20 protein-coding genes are annotated in these 19,533 nt (G+C 71.8%); 10 read left to right on the forward strand and 10 right to left on the reverse strand.

The features are described 5' to 3' along the window. Window positions 1-15 precede the first annotated feature (15 nt). From ACIP6U_RS38130 to ACIP6U_RS38140, 3 genes are all read right to left on the reverse strand, one after another. The gene (locus ACIP6U_RS38130) at window positions 16-558 is read right to left on the reverse strand and encodes a two-component system response regulator (RefSeq protein WP_401727289.1); all 543 of its coding nucleotides are present in this window, start codon (window positions 556-558) and stop codon (window positions 16-18) included. A gap of 149 nt (window positions 559-707) precedes the next feature. Then, window positions 708-1,058 (reverse strand): chorismate mutase, encoded by a 351-nt coding sequence (locus tag ACIP6U_RS38135; RefSeq protein WP_401727290.1) that lies wholly within the window; start codon window positions 1,056-1,058, stop codon window positions 708-710. Window positions 1,059-1,084: 26 nt separating this feature from the next. Beyond that, the gene (locus tag ACIP6U_RS38140; protein WP_401727291.1) at window positions 1,085-1,969 is read right to left on the reverse strand and encodes a helix-turn-helix domain-containing protein; all 885 of its coding nucleotides are present in this window, start codon (window positions 1,967-1,969) and stop codon (window positions 1,085-1,087) included. 88 nt (window positions 1,970-2,057) lie between these two features. Here ACIP6U_RS38140 and ACIP6U_RS38145 point away from each other — a divergent pair, with 88 nt between their 5' ends. Then, window positions 2,058-3,845, forward strand: a complete 1,788-nt coding sequence (locus tag ACIP6U_RS38145; RefSeq protein WP_401727292.1) for a beta-galactosidase family protein — start codon at window positions 2,058-2,060, stop codon at window positions 3,843-3,845. Between the two features lie 16 nt (window positions 3,846-3,861). Here ACIP6U_RS38145 and ACIP6U_RS38150 read toward each other — a convergent pair whose 3' ends face one another. After that, window positions 3,862-4,656 (reverse strand): S1 family peptidase, encoded by a 795-nt coding sequence (locus tag ACIP6U_RS38150; RefSeq protein ID WP_401727293.1) that lies wholly within the window; start codon window positions 4,654-4,656, stop codon window positions 3,862-3,864. Window positions 4,657-4,833: 177 nt separating this feature from the next. On the opposite strand from ACIP6U_RS38150, the gene ACIP6U_RS38155 reads away from it, so the two are divergent. Continuing rightward, window positions 4,834-5,766, forward strand: a complete 933-nt coding sequence (locus tag ACIP6U_RS38155) for a hypothetical protein (RefSeq protein ID WP_401727294.1) — start codon at window positions 4,834-4,836, stop codon at window positions 5,764-5,766. A gap of 35 nt (window positions 5,767-5,801) precedes the next feature. On the opposite strand, the gene ACIP6U_RS38160 is transcribed toward ACIP6U_RS38155, so the two are convergent. Then, a complete protein-coding gene (locus tag ACIP6U_RS38160; protein ID WP_401727295.1) occupies window positions 5,802-6,707 on the reverse strand; it encodes an SDR family oxidoreductase in 906 nt (301 codons plus the stop codon). Between the two features lies 1 nt (window position 6,708). Next, complete coding sequence (locus ACIP6U_RS38165) at window positions 6,709-7,491, reverse strand: SDR family oxidoreductase (RefSeq protein ID WP_401727296.1); 783 nt, start codon at window positions 7,489-7,491, stop codon at window positions 6,709-6,711. Window positions 7,492-7,544: 53 nt separating this feature from the next. On the opposite strand from ACIP6U_RS38165, the gene ACIP6U_RS38170 reads away from it, so the two are divergent. Genes ACIP6U_RS38170 through ACIP6U_RS38185 form a run of 4 tightly spaced genes read left to right on the forward strand, consistent with a single transcriptional unit; the run spans window position 7,545 to window position 10,937 of the window. Continuing rightward, a complete protein-coding gene (locus ACIP6U_RS38170; RefSeq protein ID WP_401727297.1) occupies window positions 7,545-8,309 on the forward strand; it encodes an enoyl-CoA hydratase family protein in 765 nt (254 codons plus the stop codon). A gap of 2 nt (window positions 8,310-8,311) precedes the next feature. Further along, entirely contained in the window at window positions 8,312-9,151 is an 840-nt protein-coding gene (locus ACIP6U_RS38175; protein WP_401727298.1) for a CoA transferase subunit A, read from the forward strand. Continuing rightward, window positions 9,148-9,888 (forward strand): CoA-transferase subunit beta, encoded by a 741-nt coding sequence (locus tag ACIP6U_RS38180; RefSeq protein ID WP_401727299.1) that lies wholly within the window; start codon window positions 9,148-9,150, stop codon window positions 9,886-9,888. Before ACIP6U_RS38175 ends, ACIP6U_RS38180 begins: the two co-directional genes overlap by 4 nt. Continuing rightward, on the forward strand, window positions 9,885-10,937 hold the full coding sequence (locus ACIP6U_RS38185) for an NAD(P)H-dependent flavin oxidoreductase (protein WP_401727300.1): 1,053 nt from the start codon (window positions 9,885-9,887) through the stop codon (window positions 10,935-10,937). Before ACIP6U_RS38180 ends, ACIP6U_RS38185 begins: the two co-directional genes overlap by 4 nt. Here the strand turns inward: ACIP6U_RS38185 and ACIP6U_RS38190 are convergent. The 3 genes from ACIP6U_RS38190 to ACIP6U_RS38200 are packed head-to-tail and all read right to left on the reverse strand — an operon-like array spanning window position 10,921 to window position 13,576. Beyond that, window positions 10,921-12,078, reverse strand: a complete 1,158-nt coding sequence (locus ACIP6U_RS38190) for an acetyl-CoA C-acetyltransferase (protein ID WP_401727301.1) — start codon at window positions 12,076-12,078, stop codon at window positions 10,921-10,923. The genes ACIP6U_RS38185 and ACIP6U_RS38190 overlap by 17 nt on opposite strands. 58 nt (window positions 12,079-12,136) lie before the next feature. Continuing rightward, window positions 12,137-12,748 (reverse strand): TetR/AcrR family transcriptional regulator, encoded by a 612-nt coding sequence (locus tag ACIP6U_RS38195; protein ID WP_401727302.1) that lies wholly within the window; start codon window positions 12,746-12,748, stop codon window positions 12,137-12,139. Between the two features lie 39 nt (window positions 12,749-12,787). Then, a complete protein-coding gene (locus ACIP6U_RS38200; protein WP_401727303.1) occupies window positions 12,788-13,576 on the reverse strand; it encodes an SDR family oxidoreductase in 789 nt (262 codons plus the stop codon). Window positions 13,577-13,624: 48 nt separating this feature from the next. Here ACIP6U_RS38200 and ACIP6U_RS38205 point away from each other — a divergent pair, with 48 nt between their 5' ends. Beyond that, entirely contained in the window at window positions 13,625-14,764 is a 1,140-nt protein-coding gene (locus tag ACIP6U_RS38205; protein ID WP_401727304.1) for an acyl-CoA dehydrogenase family protein, read from the forward strand. Beyond that, window positions 14,764-15,723, forward strand: a complete 960-nt coding sequence (locus tag ACIP6U_RS38210) for an acyl-CoA dehydrogenase family protein (RefSeq protein ID WP_401727305.1) — start codon at window positions 14,764-14,766, stop codon at window positions 15,721-15,723. The genes ACIP6U_RS38205 and ACIP6U_RS38210 overlap by 1 nt, the downstream gene beginning before the upstream one ends. A gap of 4 nt (window positions 15,724-15,727) precedes the next feature. On the opposite strand, the gene ACIP6U_RS38215 is transcribed toward ACIP6U_RS38210, so the two are convergent. Next, window positions 15,728-17,386, reverse strand: coding sequence for a cytochrome bc complex cytochrome b subunit (locus tag ACIP6U_RS38215; protein ID WP_401727306.1), 1,659 nt, complete (start codon window positions 17,384-17,386; stop codon window positions 15,728-15,730). A 218-nt stretch (window positions 17,387-17,604) separates the two neighbouring features. Here ACIP6U_RS38215 and ACIP6U_RS38220 point away from each other — a divergent pair, with 218 nt between their 5' ends. Further along, entirely contained in the window at window positions 17,605-18,516 is a 912-nt protein-coding gene (locus ACIP6U_RS38220; protein ID WP_401727307.1) for a rhomboid family intramembrane serine protease, read from the forward strand. A 48-nt stretch (window positions 18,517-18,564) separates the two neighbouring features. After that, the gene (locus ACIP6U_RS38225) at window positions 18,565-19,431 is read left to right on the forward strand and encodes a chitosanase (protein WP_401727308.1); all 867 of its coding nucleotides are present in this window, start codon (window positions 18,565-18,567) and stop codon (window positions 19,429-19,431) included. The last annotated feature ends 102 nt before the right edge of the window (window positions 19,432-19,533 follow it).

A 19,533-nucleotide genomic window follows, 5' to 3' on the forward strand; every position in this document is an offset into this window, starting at 1 on the left:
CCGATTCGCGCCCCGCTATGTCCGTTCCTGTGCCGTCGGCTGCTGCTCGCCGTCGCGCTGCGGCGGGACGTGCGGGTCGGGGTGGGGGCGGGCGGGGCGTGCGGTGGCGGGGTCGGGATCGTGGTCCTTGACCAGGGCGCGCAGTTCGCGGACCTCGTTCTCCAGGGCGAGGTGGCGCTGGTGGGTGTCGTACAGGTAGCGGACCTTGGTGCGCAGGGACCAGGGGTCGACGGGTTTCATGACGAGGTCGGCGACGCCCAGGGCGAAGGCGGTGGCGGTCAGTTCGTGGTCGGCGCCGAAGCCGGTGAGCAGGATGACCGGAATGTGCTGGGTCTGTTCCAGGCGGCGCAGGTAGCGCACCACGTCCAGGCCGCTGACGCCGGGCATGCGGACGTCGAGCAGCAGGAGGCCGACCTGTCCGCGCAGGACCTGCTTGAGCGCCTCGTCGCCGCTGGTGGCGCGGCCGAGCCGGTAGCCCAGCGGTGCCAGGGCGCTCTCCAGCGCGTACAGCGTGTCCTCGTGGTCGTCGACGATGAGGATCTTTGCGTCCGACGGCATGGCCCGGTGTCCCTCCCGCGTGGTCCACCAGTTTAGGTGCGGGTCGCTGACGGGGTGTGTCCGTCGGCTGACAAGGAGTGCACAGCAGCATGCACCGCCCGGGCCCGTCTGTCACGGCCCCCCAGGCATCCTCCGGACATCGTCCGAGGTCAGTTCCCCGCGCGCGGGGAGCCGTTCACGACGTCCTCGGCGATGCGCTCGTGGTGGCGGATCACCTCGCCGATGATGAAATTGAGGAACTTCTCAGCGAACGCCGGGTCCAGCTTGGCGCTTTCGGCCAGCGTGCGAAGGCGCTCGATCTGGCGGGCCTCGCGGGCCGGGTCGGCGGGCGGCAGTTGGTGCGCGGCCTTGAGGACGCCGACCTGCTGGGTGCACTTGAAGCGCTCGGCGAGCATGTGGACGACGGCCGCGTCGATGTTGTCGATGCTGTCGCGCAGCCGGGCGAGCTCCTCGCGGACGGCGGGGTCGACGTCACCGGTACCGGTGTTGCTGGTGGTCATGGGCGTCCACCCTACGTGACCTGGGTTCACCGGTTCCGCCCGATCACCGGCGGATCGGCGGGGTCCGGCACCTGGTTGCTCCAGCCGCCGGGGACGGCCCGGAACTGCTGGGCGCGGAAGCGGACCGGAGCCATGCCGACGCGGCGGGTGAACAGGCGGGAGAAGTAGGCGGGGTCGTCGTAGCCGACCCGGCGGGCGACGGCCGCGACGGGCAGTCCGGTGGTGGCGAGCAGCTCCTTGGCGCGGGCCAGGCGGATGCCGAGCAGGTAGTCCTTGGGGCTGCACCCCGCGCCGCGGCGGACGGCGGTGCGCAGTTCGGCCGGGGTCATGCCGTGCTTGGCCGCGTGGTCGGCGACCGACAGCGGCAGACACGCGTCGCGGGCGAGGGCCTTGAGGACGGCCTCGCCGGAGGGGGCGAGGTCGGCGCGGGCCCGGCGCAGGGCGACGAGGAGTTCGTGCACGGCGGCGCCGGTCTCCACCTCCAGGAGGGGGTTGTCGCGGCGCGCGGCGCGCGCCATGCGGCCGATGACGGCACGCGCGCCCGTGGCGTCCGAGAGGGGCACCACGGGCCGGTCCGGTTCGATGTAGCCGAGTTCGGTGTACGTGGCGGTCGCGGGCCCGGTGAAGTCGACGAAGCCCTCGTCCCAGCCGGTCCCGTCGTCGGGCGCGTAGTGGTGCGGGACGCCCGGGGTGAGCCACAGCAGGGCGGGCGCGGTGACGATCGTACGGCGGCCGTCGGGGCTCAGGTACCAGCCGGTGCCCGCGTTGACGACGACGGCCACGTGGTGGTCGAGGGTGCGGGGGCCGACGGTGGGCAGGGCGCCGTACTGGAGGCCGACGCCGAGGCAGACCAGGCCGAGCCGGTGATGGGCCGGTCCGGGCGTGAAGAACCGCATCCAGGTGTGGTACATCGCGGCGGCCCTCTCCGGTCCGAGCAGTCCAAGTAGCGGCGATCTTTGTCCATGGACGGTGATCGCCGCCAGGGGTGAGGCTGGGCGCATGAGCGAGTTCACGGTGGGGGACACGGATTTCCTGCTGGACGGGCGGCCGGTGCGGCTGCTGTCCGGCGCGCTGCACTACTTCCGGGTGCACGAGGCGCAGTGGGGCCACCGGCTGGCGATGCTGCGGGCGATGGGCCTGAACTGCGTGGAGACGTACGTGCCGTGGAACCTGCACGAGCCAGGTCCCGGTCGCCCCAAGGACGTAGAGGCCCTCGGCCGCTTCCTGGACGCGGCCCGGGAGGCGGGGCTGTGGGCGATCGTGCGCCCGGGGCCCTACATCTGCGCCGAGTGGGAGAACGGCGGCCTTCCGCACTGGGTGACGGGCGAGCTGGGGGCAAGCGCACGCACGCGTGACGAGCGGTTCCTGGCGCATGTGGAGCGCTGGTTCGGGGCGCTGCTGCCCGGGATCGCCGACCGGCAGATCGACCGGGGCGGCCCGGTGATCATGGTGCAGGTCGAGAACGAGTACGGGAGCTACGGCTCCGACGCGGCCTATCTGGAGCGGCTGGCCGAGCTGGTGCGGGCGAGCGGCATCACGGTCCCGCTGTTCACCTCGGACGGCCCGGAGGACCACATGCTCACCGGCGGCTCGCTCCCCGGTGTCCTCGCCACGGTCAATTTCGGCTCCCACGCGCGCGAGGCGTTCGAGACGCTGCGCGAGCACCGTCCCGAAGGGCCGTTGATGTGCATGGAGTTCTGGTGCGGCTGGTTCGACCACTGGGGCGGCGAGCATGTCGTGCGGGACGCCGGCGACGCGGCGGAGGCCCTGCGCGAGATCCTGGAGTGCGGTGCCTCGGTCAACCTCTACATGGCGCACGGCGGCACCAGCTTCGGCGGCTGGGCGGGCGCCAACCGCGGCGGCGGCGCCCTGCACGAGGGCCCGCTGGAGCCCGACGTGACGTCCTACGACTACGACGCGCCGATCGACGAGTACGGCAGGCCCACGGAGAAGTTCCGGCGCTTCAGGGAGGTGCTCGCCGAGTACGCCGACGGGCCGCTGCCCGAGCCCCCGCCGGCGCCTCCGGGGCTGGCCGCGGACACCGACGCGCGGCTGACCGGCTGGGCGCCCCTGGACGTCGTACTGGACACGCTCGGCGGCCCCGAGGTCGCCGCGCCCGTCCCGCCGACCTTCGAGGAGCTGGGCGTGGACCGGGGGCTCGTGCGGTACTCGGTGACCGTGCCGGGGCCTCGGCAGCCGTACCCGCTGACCGCGCGCGGGCTGCGCGATCTGGCGGTGGTGTACGTCGACGGGGAGCGGGCCGGGGTGCTGGCCGAGGGCGACGAGCGGCTGAAGGAGCCCGTCGCCGGGCACGCGCGCGTGGAGCTGTGGGTGGAGTCCCTGGGGCGGGTCAACTACGGGCCGCGCTCCGGGGAACCCAAGGGCATCACCGGGGGGCTGCTGCACGAACGGCAGTTCCTGCACGACGTACGCGCGCGTGGGCTGCGCCTGGACGCGCTGGAGGACGTCGGGCCGGTGCCCTTCGGGGAGCTGCCGGGGGACGGTGCCCCGGGGTTGTACCGGGGCACCGTCGAGGTGCGGGGCGCCGGGGACGCCCGGCTCGAACTGCCGGGCTGGACCCGGGGGTTCGCGTGGATCAACGGATTCTGCCTGGGCCGCTACTGGTCCGTCGGCCCCCAGCACTCGCTGTACGTGCCCGGGCCCGTGCTGCGGGAGGGCGTCAACGAGGTGTGGGTGCTGGAGACGGAGGAGGCGGCGCCGGAGGGGATTCGACTGCGGCCCGTCCAGGAGGCGGCGGCTCCCGCAGTCGCCCCCGAAAGCCCCTAAAGGCCCCTCAAAGGCCCTAGAGGGCGTTCGCCGCCTTCGCTATGTCGGCCGCGAAGGTGCTGACCTGCGTGTACACGCCGGCCACTCCGGGGCGGGCGCAGCCGTCGCCCCAGCTGACGATGCCGACCTGGACCCACTTGTCGGCCGCGTCCCTGCGGAACATGGGTCCGCCGGAGTCGCCCTGGCAGGTGTCGACGCCGCCCTGGGGGTAACCGGCGCACAGCTCCTGCTTGGGCACCAGTTCGTTCCCGTAGTACCACTTGCACTGCGAGTCCGGGACGTAGGGGACGTTCGCCTTGAGGAGCTTGGTCGAGCCGGTGTTGGCGTTCTCCTTGGTGTCACCCCAGCCCGCGATGGTGAAGACACCGCGGTTGTACCGCGTGTCGGTGGCGATCTTCAGGGTGGGCAGGTCGATCGGGCGGGCCAGCTTGATCAGCGCCCAGTCCCGGCCGACGCCGTTGTAGCCGGTGGCCTGCTTGACCTTGGTGGACTTCACCTTGATCGCGGCGGCGGAGGTGAGGTCGGCGACCCCGGCGGTGGCGGTGATGCCGGTGTTGGTCCCGGAACCCGCCACGCAGTGGGCGGCCGTCAGCACGACGTCCTTCTTGTAGAGCGCTCCGCCGCAGCCCATGGAGAGGTGGACCATGAACGGGAACTCGCTCGACCCGGCGGGCGTTCCTCCGACGACGGGCGAGGGCGCGGCCTGCGCACTCACGGGCTGGAGGCCGGCCGCGGCGAGGGCGACGACACCGACGGCCGCGGCTCTGAGCCTCAGGGCCGAGCGGGTTCTCCTGGGCGGGGTGGAGGTCAACGTGGATCCTTTCGTGGCAAGTTGGGCGGCCCGCATTATGAAGATCGAACAGGCCCTTTGACAAGGGGGGTCGACAAAGGGGGCCCGTCCGTCCGGGCCGCGGAAGCCGCCCACGGGGATTCGGTTCGCCTCCCCGTAGAGTGGAATCGGGTTCAGGGCGTCTGAAGGGGGTCGGACGTGGCGAACGACGGTCCGGTCGAGCACGGCTACCCGCACCTGGAGACGGTGCGCGCCGCTGTCACCGCGCTCTACAAGCGCCTGTCGTACGACACCGTCCAGACCTTCTCGACCAGCGTGCTCCCCGCCGACGTGGCCTTCGCCGACACCGACGACCTGCATCTGGGCGCCCAGCGCGTGGCCCGCGAACTGGTCCGGCACTACCGCCTGCCCGACGCCCGGATGATCGTCGGCTTCCGCGAGATGACCCATGCCGCGAACGTCGAACTCGCCGCGGGACCCGAGTACTTCATCGAGCTGAACGACCGGTTCCGCACCCACCGCCGGGACATCGGCGCGGCCCTCGCCCACGAGGTCATGCACGTCTACCTGCACCGCCTCGACCTCTCCTTCCCCGGCACCCGGGACAACGAGATCCTCACGGACACGGCGACGACGTATCTCGGCGCCGGCTGGCTGCTGCTGGACGCGTACCGGGAGGACGCGGCCTCCTCGCAGAAGCTCGGCTACCTCACGCCGGAGGAGTTCGGCTACGTCCTCGCGAAGCGCGCCCTGGTCTTCGGAGAGGACCCGTCGATCTGGTTCACCAGCCCCCAGGCCTACGAGGCCTACACCCGCGGCATGACCAAGGCCCGCAACGACGAACAGCAGCCCCCGCTGACGGCGGCGGGGTGGGCGGGGCGGCGCCGGTACGCGCGCGACCGGCGGCATGCCCAGGTCCACCACACCGGCCCGGCATCGGGCTCCGCGTCGGGCTCCGCGGGTTCGGCGGTCTCGTACTCCTTCACGCCGGACGGCACGTCCGACGGCCACGGGCCGCTCCGGGTGTCGTTCCCGTGCCCGACCTGCCATCAGCGGATCAGGGTGCCGGTGAAGGGGCGGGTCAGGGCCCGGTGCGGGCTGTGCCGGACGGTGCTGGAGTGCGACACCTAGGCAGGACTCCGCAGCCGGCCCTCCTCGGCGGCCCCCTACGCTCCGTACACCGCCCCCGGCACCCCCGCCTCCGCCAGGAGCTTCAGCGCCGTCTCCCCCGCCTCCGCCGGGCTCCATCGCGCCCCCTTGTCCGCGCTCGGCCCCGACCGCCAGCCCTCCATGACCGTGATCCGGCCGCCCTCCGTCTCGAAGACCCGGCCGGTCACCCCGGCACTCGCGGCCGAGCCGAGCCAGATGACGAGCGGGGAGACGTTCTCGGGGGCCATCGCGTCGAAACCGGCGTCGGGGGCGGCCATGGTCTCGGCGAAGGTGCGTTCCGTCATGCGGGTGCGCGCCGCGGGGGCGATGGCGTTGACCTGGACGCCGTAGCGGGCGAGTTCGGCGGCGGCGACGAGGGTCAGCCCGACGATGCCGGCCTTGGCGGCGCTGTAGTTCCCCTGCCCGACCGACCCCAACAGCCCTGCTCCGCTACTGGTGTTGACGATCCGCGCGGTCGGCGCCCGGCCCGCCTTGGCCTCGGCCCGCCAGTGCGCGGCGGCGTGCTTGAGCGGGAGGAAGTGCCCCTTGAGATGGACGCGTACGACGTCGTCCCAGTCGTCCTCGTCGAGGTTGACGAGCATCCGGTCGCGCAGGAAGCCCGCGTTGTTGACGAGGGTGTCGAGCCGGCCGTACGCCTCCAGGGCGGCGGCGACCAGGGAGGACGCGCCTTCCGTGGTGGCGATGTCACCGCCGTGGGCGATCGCCTCGCCGCCGGCCGCGCGGATCTCGGCCACGACCTGCGCGGCCGGACTGTCCGCGCCCGGTGACCCGTCCAGACCGACTCCCAGGTCATTTACGACGATCCGTGCCCCCTCGGCCGCGAAGGCGAGCGCGTGGGCCCGGCCGAGCCCGCGCCCGGCACCGGTGACGACGACGACCCGGCCGTGACAGATTCCGCTCATCTCACGCCTCCTTCTGGGGAGTTGACGCCTGCTTCATCGGGACCGAGGTCTCTTTGTTGGCGGTGGCCGCGTCCAGAAAGGCCGGCGCCTCCCCGCCCCCGTGCACCAGCAGGCTCGCCCCGCTGATGTACGCGGCCGCGTCGGAGGCGAGGAAGACGGCCGCCGCGCCGATGTCGGAGGGCACGGCGAGCCGGCCGAGCGGCACCGTGCGGGAGACCGCCTCGATGCCGTCCTCGCCTCCGTAGTGCAGATGGGACAGCTCGGTGCGGACCATGCCGACGACGAGGGTGTTGACGCGCACCTCCGGCGCCCACTCCACGGCCATCGAGCGGGCGAGGCTCTCCAGACCGGCCTTGGCCGCGCCGTACGCCGCCGAGCCGGGCGAGGGCCGGCCGCCGCTGACGCTGCCGATCATCACGACGGCACCGCGCGCCCGCCGCAACTGCTCGTACGCGGCGAGCGAAGCGCCCAGCGCGGTGGTGAGGTTGAGCTCGATCACGCGCGCGTGCCACTCCACCGGGGCCTGGTCGAGCGGCCGGTAGGGTGCGCCGCCCGCGTTGTTGACGAGCGCGTCGAGCCGGGGCAGGCCGGCGAAGAACTCCCGTACGGCGTCCGGGTCCCGCAGGTCGAGGGGGACGAACTCCGTTCCCTTGAGGGGCTGTTCGGGCGGTCTGCGCGCACAGACCACCACTTCGGCGCCGGCCTCGACGAAGGCCCGCGCGATCCCGGCCCCGACACCTCGGGTGCCGCCTGTGACGACGGCGACCTTCCCGTTCAGATCCATCGCCGCTACCCTCCACCTAACAAACGTTTGGTGGAAAGGTAGCTGATGCGCGCATGGGTGTCTCCACCTCGTCCCCGGAAAAGGGGCCCGAAAAAGACGGCATCGCGATCGTCACGGTCGACTTCCCACCGGTGAACGCGCTGCCGGTGCAGGGCTGGTTCGCCCTCGCCGAGGCCGTGCGCGCGGCAGGACGTGACCCACGTACGCGCTGCGTGCTGCTCACCGCCGAGGGCCGGGGCTTCAACGCGGGTGTGGACATCAAGGAGTTGCAGGCGAAGGGGCCGAGCGCGCTGGTCGGCGCCAACCGCGGCTGTTTCGAGGCCTTCGCGGCCGTGTACGAGTGCGAGGTGCCGGTCATCGCGGCGGTGCACGGCTTCTGTCTGGGCGGCGGGATCGGTCTGGTCGGCAACGCGGACGTGATCGTGGCGAGCGAGGACGCCACCTTCGGGCTGCCGGAGCTGGACCGTGGCGCCCTGGGCGCGGCGACGCATCTGTCCCGGCTGGTCCCGCAGCACCTGATGCGCGCCCTGTACTACACCTCGCGCACGGCGACCGCGGCCGAGCTGCACGCGCACGGCTCGGTGTGGCGGGTCGTGCCGCGCGCCGAACTCCTGGATGCGGCACTGGAGTTGGCGCGGGAGATCGCCGCCAAGGACGGGGAGCTGCTGCGCCTGGCCAAGGCCGCCATCAACGGTATCGACCCGGTCGACGTGCGCCGCAGCTACCGCTTCGAGCAGGGCTTCACCTTCGAGGCGAGCGCGGTCGGGGTGGCGGACCGGGTCCGCGACACATTCGGGGCGCAGAAAGAGGGGGCGTAGGCGTGAGCGACAAGACGATGACCGCCGAGGAGGCTGTCTCCCGCCTGGAGAGCGGCATGACCCTCGGCATCGGCGGCTGGGGTTCCCGCCGCAAACCGATGGCCCTGGTACGGGCGTTGCTCCGCTCGGAGATCACCGACCTCACCGTCGTCTCGTACGGCGGCCCGGACGTCGGCATGCTCGCGGCGGCGGGCCGGATCCGCAAGCTGGTCGCCGCCTTCGTCACCCTCGACTCGATCCCGCTGGAGCCCAATTACCGCGCGGCACGCGAGCGTGGCGCCTTCGAGCTGACGGAGGTCGACGAGGCGATGTTCATGTGGGGCCTGCACGCGGCGGCGAACCGGCTGCCGTTCCTGCCGGTGCGGGCCGGTCTCGGCTCGGACGTGATGCGGGTCAACCCCGGCCTGCGGACGGTGACTTCACCGTACGAGGACGGTGAGACGTTCGTGGCGATGCCCGCCCTGCGCCTGGACGCCGCCCTGGTGCACGTCAACCGCGCCGACCGGCTGGGCAACGGGCAGTACCTGGGCCCGGACCCGTACTTCGACGACCTGTTCTGCGAAGCGGCGGACGCGGCGTACCTGTCGTGCGAACGGGTCGTCGACACAGCCGAGTTGACGAAGGAGGCACCGCCCCAGTCGCTGCTGATCAAACGGCACACCGTCACCGGCGTGGTCGAGGCCCCCGGCGGCGCGCACTTCACCTCCTGCGCTCCCGACTACGGCCGGGACGAGGCCGCACAACGCGAGTACGCGACCACGCCCTGGCCGGAGTTCGCCGAGCGGTACCTCGCCTCGCCCGAGACCTCGCCCGAGACCTCGCCCGAGGGGACCGGCTCATGACCGTCATCCGCACCCAGCTGCCCCCGCCCACCCGCGCCGAGTACTGCGTGATCGCCTGCGCCGAGGCCTGGCGCGACGGAGGGGAGATCCTGGCCAGCCCGATGGGCCTGATCCCGTCCGTGGGGGCGCGGTTGGCCCGGCTCACCTTCTCGCCCGATCTGCTGCTGACCGACGGCGAGGCGACGATCGTCCGCCCGGACGGGACGCCCGAGGGCTGGCTGCCGTACCGGCAGCACCTGACCATGGTCGCGAGCGGCCGGCGGCACGTGATGATGGGCGCGAGCCAGATCGACCGGTTCGGCAACCAGAACATCTCGTGCATCGGCGACTGGGAGCGGCCGAAGCGGCAGCTGCTCGGGGTGCGCGGAGCGCCGATCAACACCCTGAACAACCCGACCAGTTACTGGATCCCGAAGCACTCCCGGCGGGTCTTCGTGGAGAAGGTCGACATGGTCTGCGGAGTCGGTTACGACCATGCGGACGGCGCGCGCCACCACCGTATCCCTCGTGTCGTCAGCGACTTGGGCGTCTTCGACTTCGCCACTCCGGACCACTCGATGCGACTCGCCGCCCTGCACCCGGGCGTCACGGTGGAGCAGGTCAGGGAGGCGACCGGCTTCGAACTGACCCTCCCGGACGAGGTCCCGGCGACCCGTGAACCCACCGCCGAGGAGCTGCGGTTGATCCGCGAGGACATCGACCCGGCCGGCTCCCGGGCCAGGGAGGTCGGTTCGTGAGGGAGACCGCGTTCACCCGGCTCGTCGGGGTCCGGCATCCGATCGTGCAGACCGGGATGGGCTGGGTGGCGGGCCCACGGCTGGTCTCGGCGACGGCGAACGCGGGCGCGCTCGGCATCCTCGCCTCCGCGACCATGACCACGGACCGGCTGCGCGAGGCGGTCCGGGAGGTCAAGTCCCGTACGGACGCGCCCTTCGGGGTCAATCTGCGGGCCGACGCGTCGGACGCGGGCGACCGGGTGCGGATCATGATCGAGGAGGGCGTCCGGGTCGCGTCCTTCGCCCTCGCGCCCTCCCCCGAGCTGATCGCCGAGTTGAAGGCGGCGGGCGTGGTCGTGATCCCCTCGATCGGGGCCCGGCAGCACGCCGAGAAGGTCGCGGCCTGGGGCGCGGACGCCGTGATCGTGCAGGGCGGTGAAGGCGGCGGGCACACCGGCGAGGTGGCGACGACCGTGCTGTTGCCGCAAGTTGTGGACGCGGTGGACATCCCGGTGGTGGCGGCGGGCGGGTTCTTCGACGGGCGCGGTCTGGTCGCCGCGCTGGCCTACGGGGCGGCCGGGGTCGCCATGGGCACGCGGTTCCTGCTGACCTCGGACTCGACCGTGCCGGACGCGGTGAAGGCCCGGTATCTGGCGGCGACGGTGAAGGACGTCACCGTCACCACGGCGGTGGACGGCCTGCCGCACCGCATGCTGCGCACGGAGTTGGTGGACTCCCTGGAGAACTCGGGCCGCGCGCGAGCCCTGTCGCACGCCGTCCGTCGGGCGGCCGGGTTCCGGAAGCTGTCGGGGCTCACCTGGCGGCAACTGGTGCGCGACGGACTCGCCATGAAGCACGGCAAGGAGCTGACCTGGAGCCAGGTGCTGCTCGCCGCGAACACCCCGATGCTGCTCAAGTCGGCGATGGTGGACGGCCGTACGGACCTCGGGGTGATGGCGTCCGGGCAGGTCGCCGGGGTGATCGGGGACCTGCCCACGTGCGCGGAGCTGGTGGACCGGATCATGAAGGAGGCGGACGAGGTGACGGAACGGCTCAGAGCCGTTCGATGATCGTCACGTTGGCCTGTCCCCCGCCCTCGCACATGGTCTGCAGGCCGAACCGACCGCCCGTGCGCTCCAGTTCGTGCAGCAGGGTCGTCATCAGCTTGACGCCGGTCGCGCCGAGCGGGTGACCGAGGGCGATCGCGCCGCCGTTGACGTTGACCCGGTCGGGATCGGCGCCCGTCTCCTTCAGCCAGGCCAACACCACTGGCGCGAACGCCTCGTTGATCTCCACGAGGTCGATGGCGTCGATGGTCATGCCGGTCTTCTTGAGGGCATGGGCGGTGGCGGGGATGGGCGCGGAGAGCATGCGGATCGGGTCCTCGCCGCGCACGGAGAGATGGTGGACGCGCGCACGCGGGGTCAGTCCGTGTTCCCGTACCGCCCGCTCCGAGGCGAGGAGCATCGCCGCCGCCCCGTCGGAGACCTGCGAGGAGCAGGCGGCGGTGATGGTGCCGCCGTCGAGGACCGGCTTGAGTCCGGCCATCTTCTCCAGGGAGGTGTCCCGGCGCGGGCCCTCGTCGACGGTGACATGGCCGTAGGCGACGGTCTCCCGCTCGAAGCGGCCCTCGTCGATGGCCGACAGCGCGCGCCGGTGCGAGCGGAGCGCGAACTCCTCCTGGTCCTCCCGGCTGATCCCCCACTTCGCGGCGATCATCTCGGCGCCGGCGAACTGGTTCACCGGCCGCTCCCCGTACCGCGCGCGCCAGCCCTCGCTGCCCGCGAAGGGGCCCTGGGTGAAGCCGAGGGGTTCGGCGGCCTGCCGGGTCGCGAAGGCGATCGGTATCTGCGACATGTTCTGCACACCGCCCGCGACCACCAGGTCCTGGGTGCCGGACAGCACGCCCTGCGCCGCGAAGTGCACGGCCTGCTGCGAGGATCCGCACTGCCGGTCGATCGTGACACCCGGCACCTCCTCGGGGAGCCCGGCCGCCAGCCAGGCGGTCCGCGCGATGTCCCCGGCCTGCGGCCCCACCGCGTCCAGGCACCCGAAGACGACGTCCTCGACGGCGGCCGGATCGACACCCGACCGCGCGACCAACTCCTTGAGCACATGCGCCCCGAGGTCGGCCGGGTGGACTCCGCTCAGCCCTCCCTTGCGCCGCCCGACGGGCGTCCGGACCGCTTCGACGATGTAGGCCTCGGCCATGCCAACTCCCCAGACTCGCCCTTGAGTTGTGAGTGCTACGAGTGGTGCGCGTGACGAGCTATGTGCGTACGGCGATCCCGTCCAGCACCATCGACAGGTACTGCCGGGCGATCTCCTCCGGGCTGTGCTGTCCGCCGGGCCGGTACCAGGACGCGGCCACCCACACCGTGTCGCGCACGAACCGGTAGGTGAGCCGGACGTCGAGGTCGGCCCGGAACACCTGAGCGGCGACCCCTCTCTCCAGCGTGGACAGCCACGCCTTCTCGAACTTGCGCTGCGACTCGGCGAGGAACGCGAACCGCTCCTGCGCGACGAGCTGCTTGCTCTCCTTCTGGTAGATCGCGACGGCGGCGCGGTGCCGGTCGATCTCCCGGAACGACTCGGTGACCAGGGCCGCGAGCGTCTCGCGGGGCCCCGACTCGGCGTCCAGGACGGCGTCGTAGCCGCTCCAGAGCTCGTCGAGGAAGGTCCGCAGGATCTCCTCCAGCATCGATTCCTTGGAGTCGAAGTGGTAGTAGAGACTGCCCGCGAGCATGCCCGCGTGGTCCGCGATCTTGCGTACGGTGGTGGCGTTGTAGCCCTGCTCGGCGAAGACCTCGGCGGCGGTGTCGAGGAGTTCGCGGCGGCGCGCGGGAGCGGCGGTCACCTGGGGCTTCTTCTTGGTCGGCACGCGACCATTGTCGTGCCACAGCCCCGGCCCCTCATGCCGCTACGCATGCTGGCTGCTGACGGAGACGATCTCGCCGGTCATGTACGAGGAATAGCCGGAGGCGAGGAACACGATCACGTTGGCCACCTCCCAGGGCTCCGCGTACCGCCCGAACGCCTCGCGCGCGGTGAGCTCTTCCAGCAGCTCGGGCGTCGTCACCTTCGCCAGGTGCGCGTGCATGGCCAGGCTCGGCGAGACCGCGTTCACCCGCACCCCGTACGCCGCGGCCTCGATCGCCGCACAGCGGGTCAGCGCCATCACGCCCGCCTTGGCCGCCGCGTAGTGCGCCTGGCCTGCCTGGGCGCGCCAGCCCACCACGGAGGCGTTGTTGACGATGACCCCGGCGCCGGCCTCGCGCATCAGCCGCAGGGCCGCCCGGGTGCAGCGGAAGGTGCCGTTGAGGGTGACGTCCAGGACCCGGCCCCACTGCTCGTCGGTCATGTCGACGAGGTCCGAAGTCCCGCCCAGACCCGCGTTGTTGACGACGACGTCCAGCCGCCCGTGCGCGCGTACGGCCGTCTCGAACAGGGCCGTGACCTGCCCCTCGTCGGTCACGTCGCACGGCAGTGCGGTGACCGCGTCCGCCCCGAACTCCCCGGCCAGCTCGGCCTCGTGCTCCTTGAGCCGGCGCACATGCGCGTCGCTGATCAGCACGCGCGCGCCCTCCTCCAGGAACCGTCGGGCGGTGGCGCCCCCGATGCCGGCTCCGGCGGCGGCCGTGACGACCGCGGACCGCCCCGCCAGCAGCCCGTGTCCCGGCTCGTACGCGGGACTCTCGACGCCTGTCATAGGGCCACGCTAACCTACCAAACACTTGTTAGGGAAGGATGGCAGCCCATGGATCTCGCCTTCACGCAGGACGAGGACGCCTTCCGCGCCGAGACCCGGGCGTGGCTCGCGGACCATGTGCCGCGCACCGCTCTGCCGTCCCTGGAGACCGAGGCGGGCTTCGCCGCGCACCGCGCGTGGGAGGCCGAACTGGCCGCGGACCGCTGGTCGGTCGTCAACTGGCCGGTGGAGTACGGCGGCCGGGGCGTCGACCTGATCTCCTGGCTGGTCTTCGAGGAGGAGTACTGGGCGGCGGGCGCGCCGGGCCGGGTCGGGCAGAACGGGATCAGTCTGCTCGCGCCCACCCTCTTCGACCACGGCACGGCGAAGCAGCGGGCGCGCGTGCTGCCGTCCATGGCCACCGGCGAGACCGTCTGGGCGCAGGCCTGGTCGGAGCCCGAGGCCGGGTCCGATCTGGCCTCCCTGCGGTCCAAGGCCGTGCGCACGGACGGGGGTTGGCTGCTGAGCGGGCAGAAGACGTGGTCCTCGCGGGCCGCGTTCGCCGACCGCGCGTTCGGCCTGTTCCGCAGCGACCCGGACACCCCGAAGCCGCACCAGGGCCTGACCTACCTGATGTTCGACCTGCGCGCACCCGGCGTCACGGTCCGTCCGATCGGGCGCCTGGACGGGAAGCCGGCGTTCGCGGAGCTGTTCCTGGACGAGGTGTTCGTGCCGGACGAGGACGTGATCGGCGAGCCGGGCGCGGGCTGGCGGATCGCCATGTCGACGGCGGGCAACGAGCGGGGGCTGATGCTGCGCTCCCCCGGCCGCTTCCTGGCCGGCGCGGGACGGCTGCACCGGCTGTGGCAGGCGCAGGGCGCCCCGGAGGCGATGCGCGACCGGGTGGCCGACGCGGTGATCGGCGCCCGCGCCTACCGCCTGTTCACCTACGCCCACGCCTCCCGCTTCCTGGACGGCGAGTCCCTCGGCCCGGAGTCCAGTCTGAACAAGGTCTTCTGGTCGGAGTACGACATCGCGCTGCACGAGACGGCACTCGATCTCCTGTGCGAGCAGGGCGAGTTGACGGAAAACGAGTGGGCCGAGGGGTACGTTTTCTCCCTCGCGGGACCCATCTACGCGGGCACGAACGAGATCCAGCGCGACATCATCGCCGAGCGCCTGCTCGGCCTGCCGAAGGGACGCCGCTGATGCGCTTCCTGCTCGACACGGAACAGCGCGCGTTCGCGGCCTCCCTGGACTCGATGCTGGCGTCCGCGGACACCCCGTCGGCGATCCGGTCCTGGAGCGCCGGCGACCACACGCGCGGCTTCGACCTGTGGGGCCGTATCGCCGGGGCGGGCGTGTTCGCGCTGGCGGTGCCGGAGGCGTACGAGGGTCTGGGGCCGCGACCTGTCGAACTGGCCGTTGCCTTCGTCGAGTTGGGGCGGCACGCGGTGCCCGGGCCGCTGGTGGAGACGGTGACGGCGGCGGCCCTGCTGACCGAACCGGGCCCCGCGAAGCGGTACCTGCCGGCGCTGGCCTCGGGCGAGACCGTGGCCACCCTCGCCACGGCGGGCGGGTACGCGCTGGACGGGGATGCGGCGACCGCGCTGTTCACCCTGACCGACGGCGAGTTGCGCCTGGCCCCCGGCCACGGCCCCGTACGCGCCTCGCTGGACCCGGCACGGCGGCTGACCCTGCCCGCCACCGGCGGTGAACTCCTGCGCGCGGAGGCGCACTTCGGCGAGGCCCTCACCTGGGCCCGGCTCGCCACCGCCGCCCAGGCCCTCGGGGTCGGACTCGCCCTGCTCGACCGGACCGTCGCCTACGTCAAGCAGCGGCTCCAGTTCGGCGTCCTCATCGGGTCGTTCCAGGCGGTCAAGCACCAACTGGCCGACGCCAAGATCGCGTTGGAGTTCGCGCGCCCCCTGGTGTTCGGCGCCGCGCTCACCCTGGACCCGGCCGACGTGGCCGCCGCCAAGGTCGCGGCCTGCGAGGCGGCGTACACGACCGCCCGTACGGCACTGCAACTGCACGGCGCGATCGGCTACACCGCGGAGTACGACCTCTCCCTCTGGCTCACCAAGGCCCGAGCGCTGCGCACCGCTTGGGGCGGCCCCACCGAGTGCCGGGAGACGGTGCTCAGCGGCGGCGGTCGCCGCTGGTGAATCCTCAGTGGTGGTGGTCGCCGCTGGTGAGTTCCTTGTACTCCTCCGGCGTCGGCTTCGGGATCCGTGACTCGGGCCCGAACATCGCCCGGGCGAGCTGGGCCCGTACCCGCTGCGAGACGGTGACCTGTCGCCGTACACCGTTGGCGTCGACCATCGGGCCGATCTCGTAGGCCGGGTCCTGCTCGTGCTGGGTGAGGGTGTGCAGCTGGTCCTGCGGGAGTTGCTCGTGCACCTCGACGAACTCCCCGTGCGGCAGCCGCCGGATGACCCCGGTCTCCCGGCCGTGCAGCACCTTGTCCCGGTCGCGCCGTTGCAGCCCCATGCAGAACCGCTTGGTGATCAGGAAGGCCAGCACCGGCACCACGAAGAAGCCGATCCGCACGAACCAGGTGATCGCGTTGATGGACAGGTGCAGATGCGTGGCCACGATGTCGTTGCCGCCGCCGATCAGCAGCACCCCGTACAGGCTGAGCCAGGCGACGCCCAGGCCGGTGCGCACGGGCGCGTTGCGCGGCCGGTCCAGGATGTGGTGCTCGCGTTTGTCGCCGGTGATCCACGCCTCGACGAACGGGTAGACGCCGAGGGCGAGCAGGATCAGCGGGAAGAGCGAGAAGGGGATCAGGACGCCCGGCACGAGAGTGTGGCCCCAGGCGCTGATCTCCCATCCCGGCATCACCCGGATCAGCCCCTCGGAGAAGCCGAGATACCAGTCGGGCTGGGCACCGGTCGTCACCAGGTCGGGCCGGTAGGGGCCGAAGGCCCAGACGGGGTTGATGCTGGCGATGCCGCCCATGATCGTCAGGACGCCGAAGACGAGGAAGAAGAAGCCGCCCGCCTTCGCCATGTAGACCGGCAGGAACGGCATGCCGACGACCGACTTCTGGTCGCGTCCCGGCCCCGGGTACTGGGTGTGCTTGTGGTAGAAGACCAGGATCAGATGGGCGACCACCAGGCCCAGCATGATCCCGGGCAGCAGCAGGACATGGACCGGGAAGAGCCGCGAGATGATGTCGTGCCCCGGGAACTCGCCGCCGAACAGGAACATCGACAGATACGTGCCGACGATCGGGATCGACAGGATCGCACCGTCGGCGAAGCGGATGCCGGTGCCGGACAGCAGGTCGTCCGGGAGCGAGTAGCCGGTCAGGCCGGTGATGATGCCGAGCATCAACAGGGTCCAGCCGAAGATCCAGTTGACCTCGCGCGGCTTGCGGTAGGCGCCGGTGAAGAACACCCGCATCATGTGGATGAGCATGCCGGCGATGAAGACCACGGCCGCCCAGTGGTGGATCTGCCGGATCAGCAGCCCGCCGCGCACATCGAAGCTGATGTCGAGCGAGGACTCGTAGGCCCGGGTCATGACGACGCCGTTGAGGGGCTCGTACGAGCCGTGGTAGACGACCTCGACGCCGCTGGGCTCGAAGAACAGGGTGAGATAGATGCCGGTCAGGATCAGGATGATGAAGCTGTAGAGGCAGATCTCGCCGAGCATGAAGGACCAGTGGTCCGGGAAGACCTTGCGCATGTTGGCCTTGGCCAGGCCGTAGAGCCCGAGCCGTCCGTCGGCCCAGTCGGCGAGCTTCTCGCCCTTCCCGGCCGCGCTTCGACGGGCCGAACCACCCGTCTCCGCAGCCCCGTTGACCGATCGCGCCCCGTCCATGCAGCAGCCTCCCCGTCGGATCGACATCAGGGTTGCACGGGCGGGGGACTTAGCCAACGGTGCGTGCGGCCCGTCCGGCCGGCCGACCCGTTTTCCTGATCACCCCCGGCGTTCGATATTTTGTTCGCCGCCGCCCCAACCGGCTCGCTCTTCCGCCCCACCCTTCCGTCCCACCCCCTTCCCCACCCTCCGTCCAACCCCTGTCCGAGGAGCCGGCCGTGGATTCCGAGTCCGCCGTCACCACCTGCTATCGCCATCCCAAGGTGGAGTCCCACGTCCGGTGCACCCGCTGCGAGCGGCACATCTGCCCGGACTGCATGCGGGAGGCCGCCGTCGGCCACCAGTGCGTGGAGTGCGTACGCGAGGGCGCGCGGTCGGTGCGTGAGCCGCGGACGGCGTTCGGTGGCCGGATCTCGACGGTGCCGCTGGTGACGTACGTACTGATCGCGCTCAATGTGCTCGCCTACGTGGCCGAGGTGGCGCGGCCCGCGGTCGTGGACCGGTTCGAGATGCTGGGCCGGGGTCTGGTCGGGCCCGACGGCGGCCACTACGTGTGGCAGGCGGTGTACCCCGGCACCTTCCACGCCGAGGGTGTCGTGGACGGCGAGTGGTACCGGCTGCTCACCGGCGCATTCCTCCATCTGCCGCCCACCGGTGGGTCGTTCGGGATCCTGCACATCGTGATGAACATGGTGTCGCTGTGGAACATCGGGCGGGTCGTCGAGGCCCAGCTCGGCCGGGTCCGCTACCTCGCCCTCTATCTCCTGTCCGCCCTCGGCGGCTCGGTCCTGGTGCTGCTGATCGCCCCGGACACCCCCACCCTCGGCGCGTCCGGCGCGATCTTCGGGCTCGGCGCCGCCTACTACGTCATGGCCCGCCGGCTGGGCGCCGACATGGCGAGCGTCAACCGCTTCATGGCCGGCCTGCTGCTGTGGCTGCTGATCTCCGCCGGCCTCACCTCCTGGCAGGGCCACCTCGGCGGTCTGCTGGCCGGCAGCCTGGTCACGGTCGCCTTCGCCTACGCCCCACGCGACCGGCGCCGCCCCTTCGTCCAGGCGGGCGCGTGCGTGGCACTGCTCACACTGCTGGTGGTCCTGTCGCTGGCGAGGGTCGCGGAACTGACCGTGTGAGCGACCTGGGCGCGAGTGGCTCACATACCTTGGCCTAATCTGTGCGTCATGAGACGTGCCGGTTTCCTCCTGTTCGCGGCGGTCCCCGTGGCCCTCGCGGCGGGGTTCTACTTCCTGCCCGGGGACACCTCCGGCACCTCCGACGGCGCGTCGAAGAACCCCTCCGCCGCCGCCTCGCAGGACGACAGGGCGCTCGCCGGCCTGCCCCCGGGGCTCGCCGCGCCCGCGAAGAAGGAGCTGGCCCAGCAGCTGGTGGCGAGCGCCGAGAACTCGACCCTCGACTGGCGCAGCGCCTACGGCTACATCGAGGACATCGGCGACGGCCAGGGCTACACGGCCGGCCTCGTCGGCTTCTGCACCGGCACCCACGACCTGCTCACCCTGGTCCAGCGCTACACGAAGACCCATCCGGGCAACGGCCTGGCCGGCTACCTCCCCGCCCTGCGCAAGGTCGACGGCACGGACTCGCACGAGGGCCTGGACCCCGGTTTCACCGCCGCCTGGAAGGCCGAGGCGAAGCTGCCCGCCTTCCGCGCGGCCCAGGACGAGGAGCGCGACCGCGTCTACTTCGACCCGGCGGTCCGCGAGGCCAAGCTCGACGGCCTGGGCACCCTGGGCCAGTTCATCTACTACGACGCCATGGTCTTCCACGGCCCGGGCGACGACGCGACCAGCTTCCACGGCCTGCGCGAGCGCGCGATCCGCGAGGCGGACACCCCCGCCCAGGGCGGCTCGGAGAGGGCGTACCTGGACATCTTCCTGGACATCCGCCGCGCCGCCATGAAGGCCAAGAGCCCCGGCCTCGACACCTCCCGCGTCGACACGGAGCAGCGGCGGTTCCTGTACGACGGCAACCTGGCCCTGAAGACCCCGCTGACGTGGCAGGTGTACGGGGAGACGTACAAGGTGCCCTGACGGGCGCGCGGTCGGCGCTGCGGCGGGACAACGCGGCGGCGCCTGCCCTTGGGTCCGGTCGGGGACTTGTCGGGCAGACGCCGTCAGTGCTCCGTACGCCTT

Source organism: Streptomyces sp. NPDC088794, assembly GCF_044750545.1.
Taxonomy (GTDB): domain Bacteria; phylum Actinomycetota; class Actinomycetes; order Streptomycetales; family Streptomycetaceae; genus Streptomyces.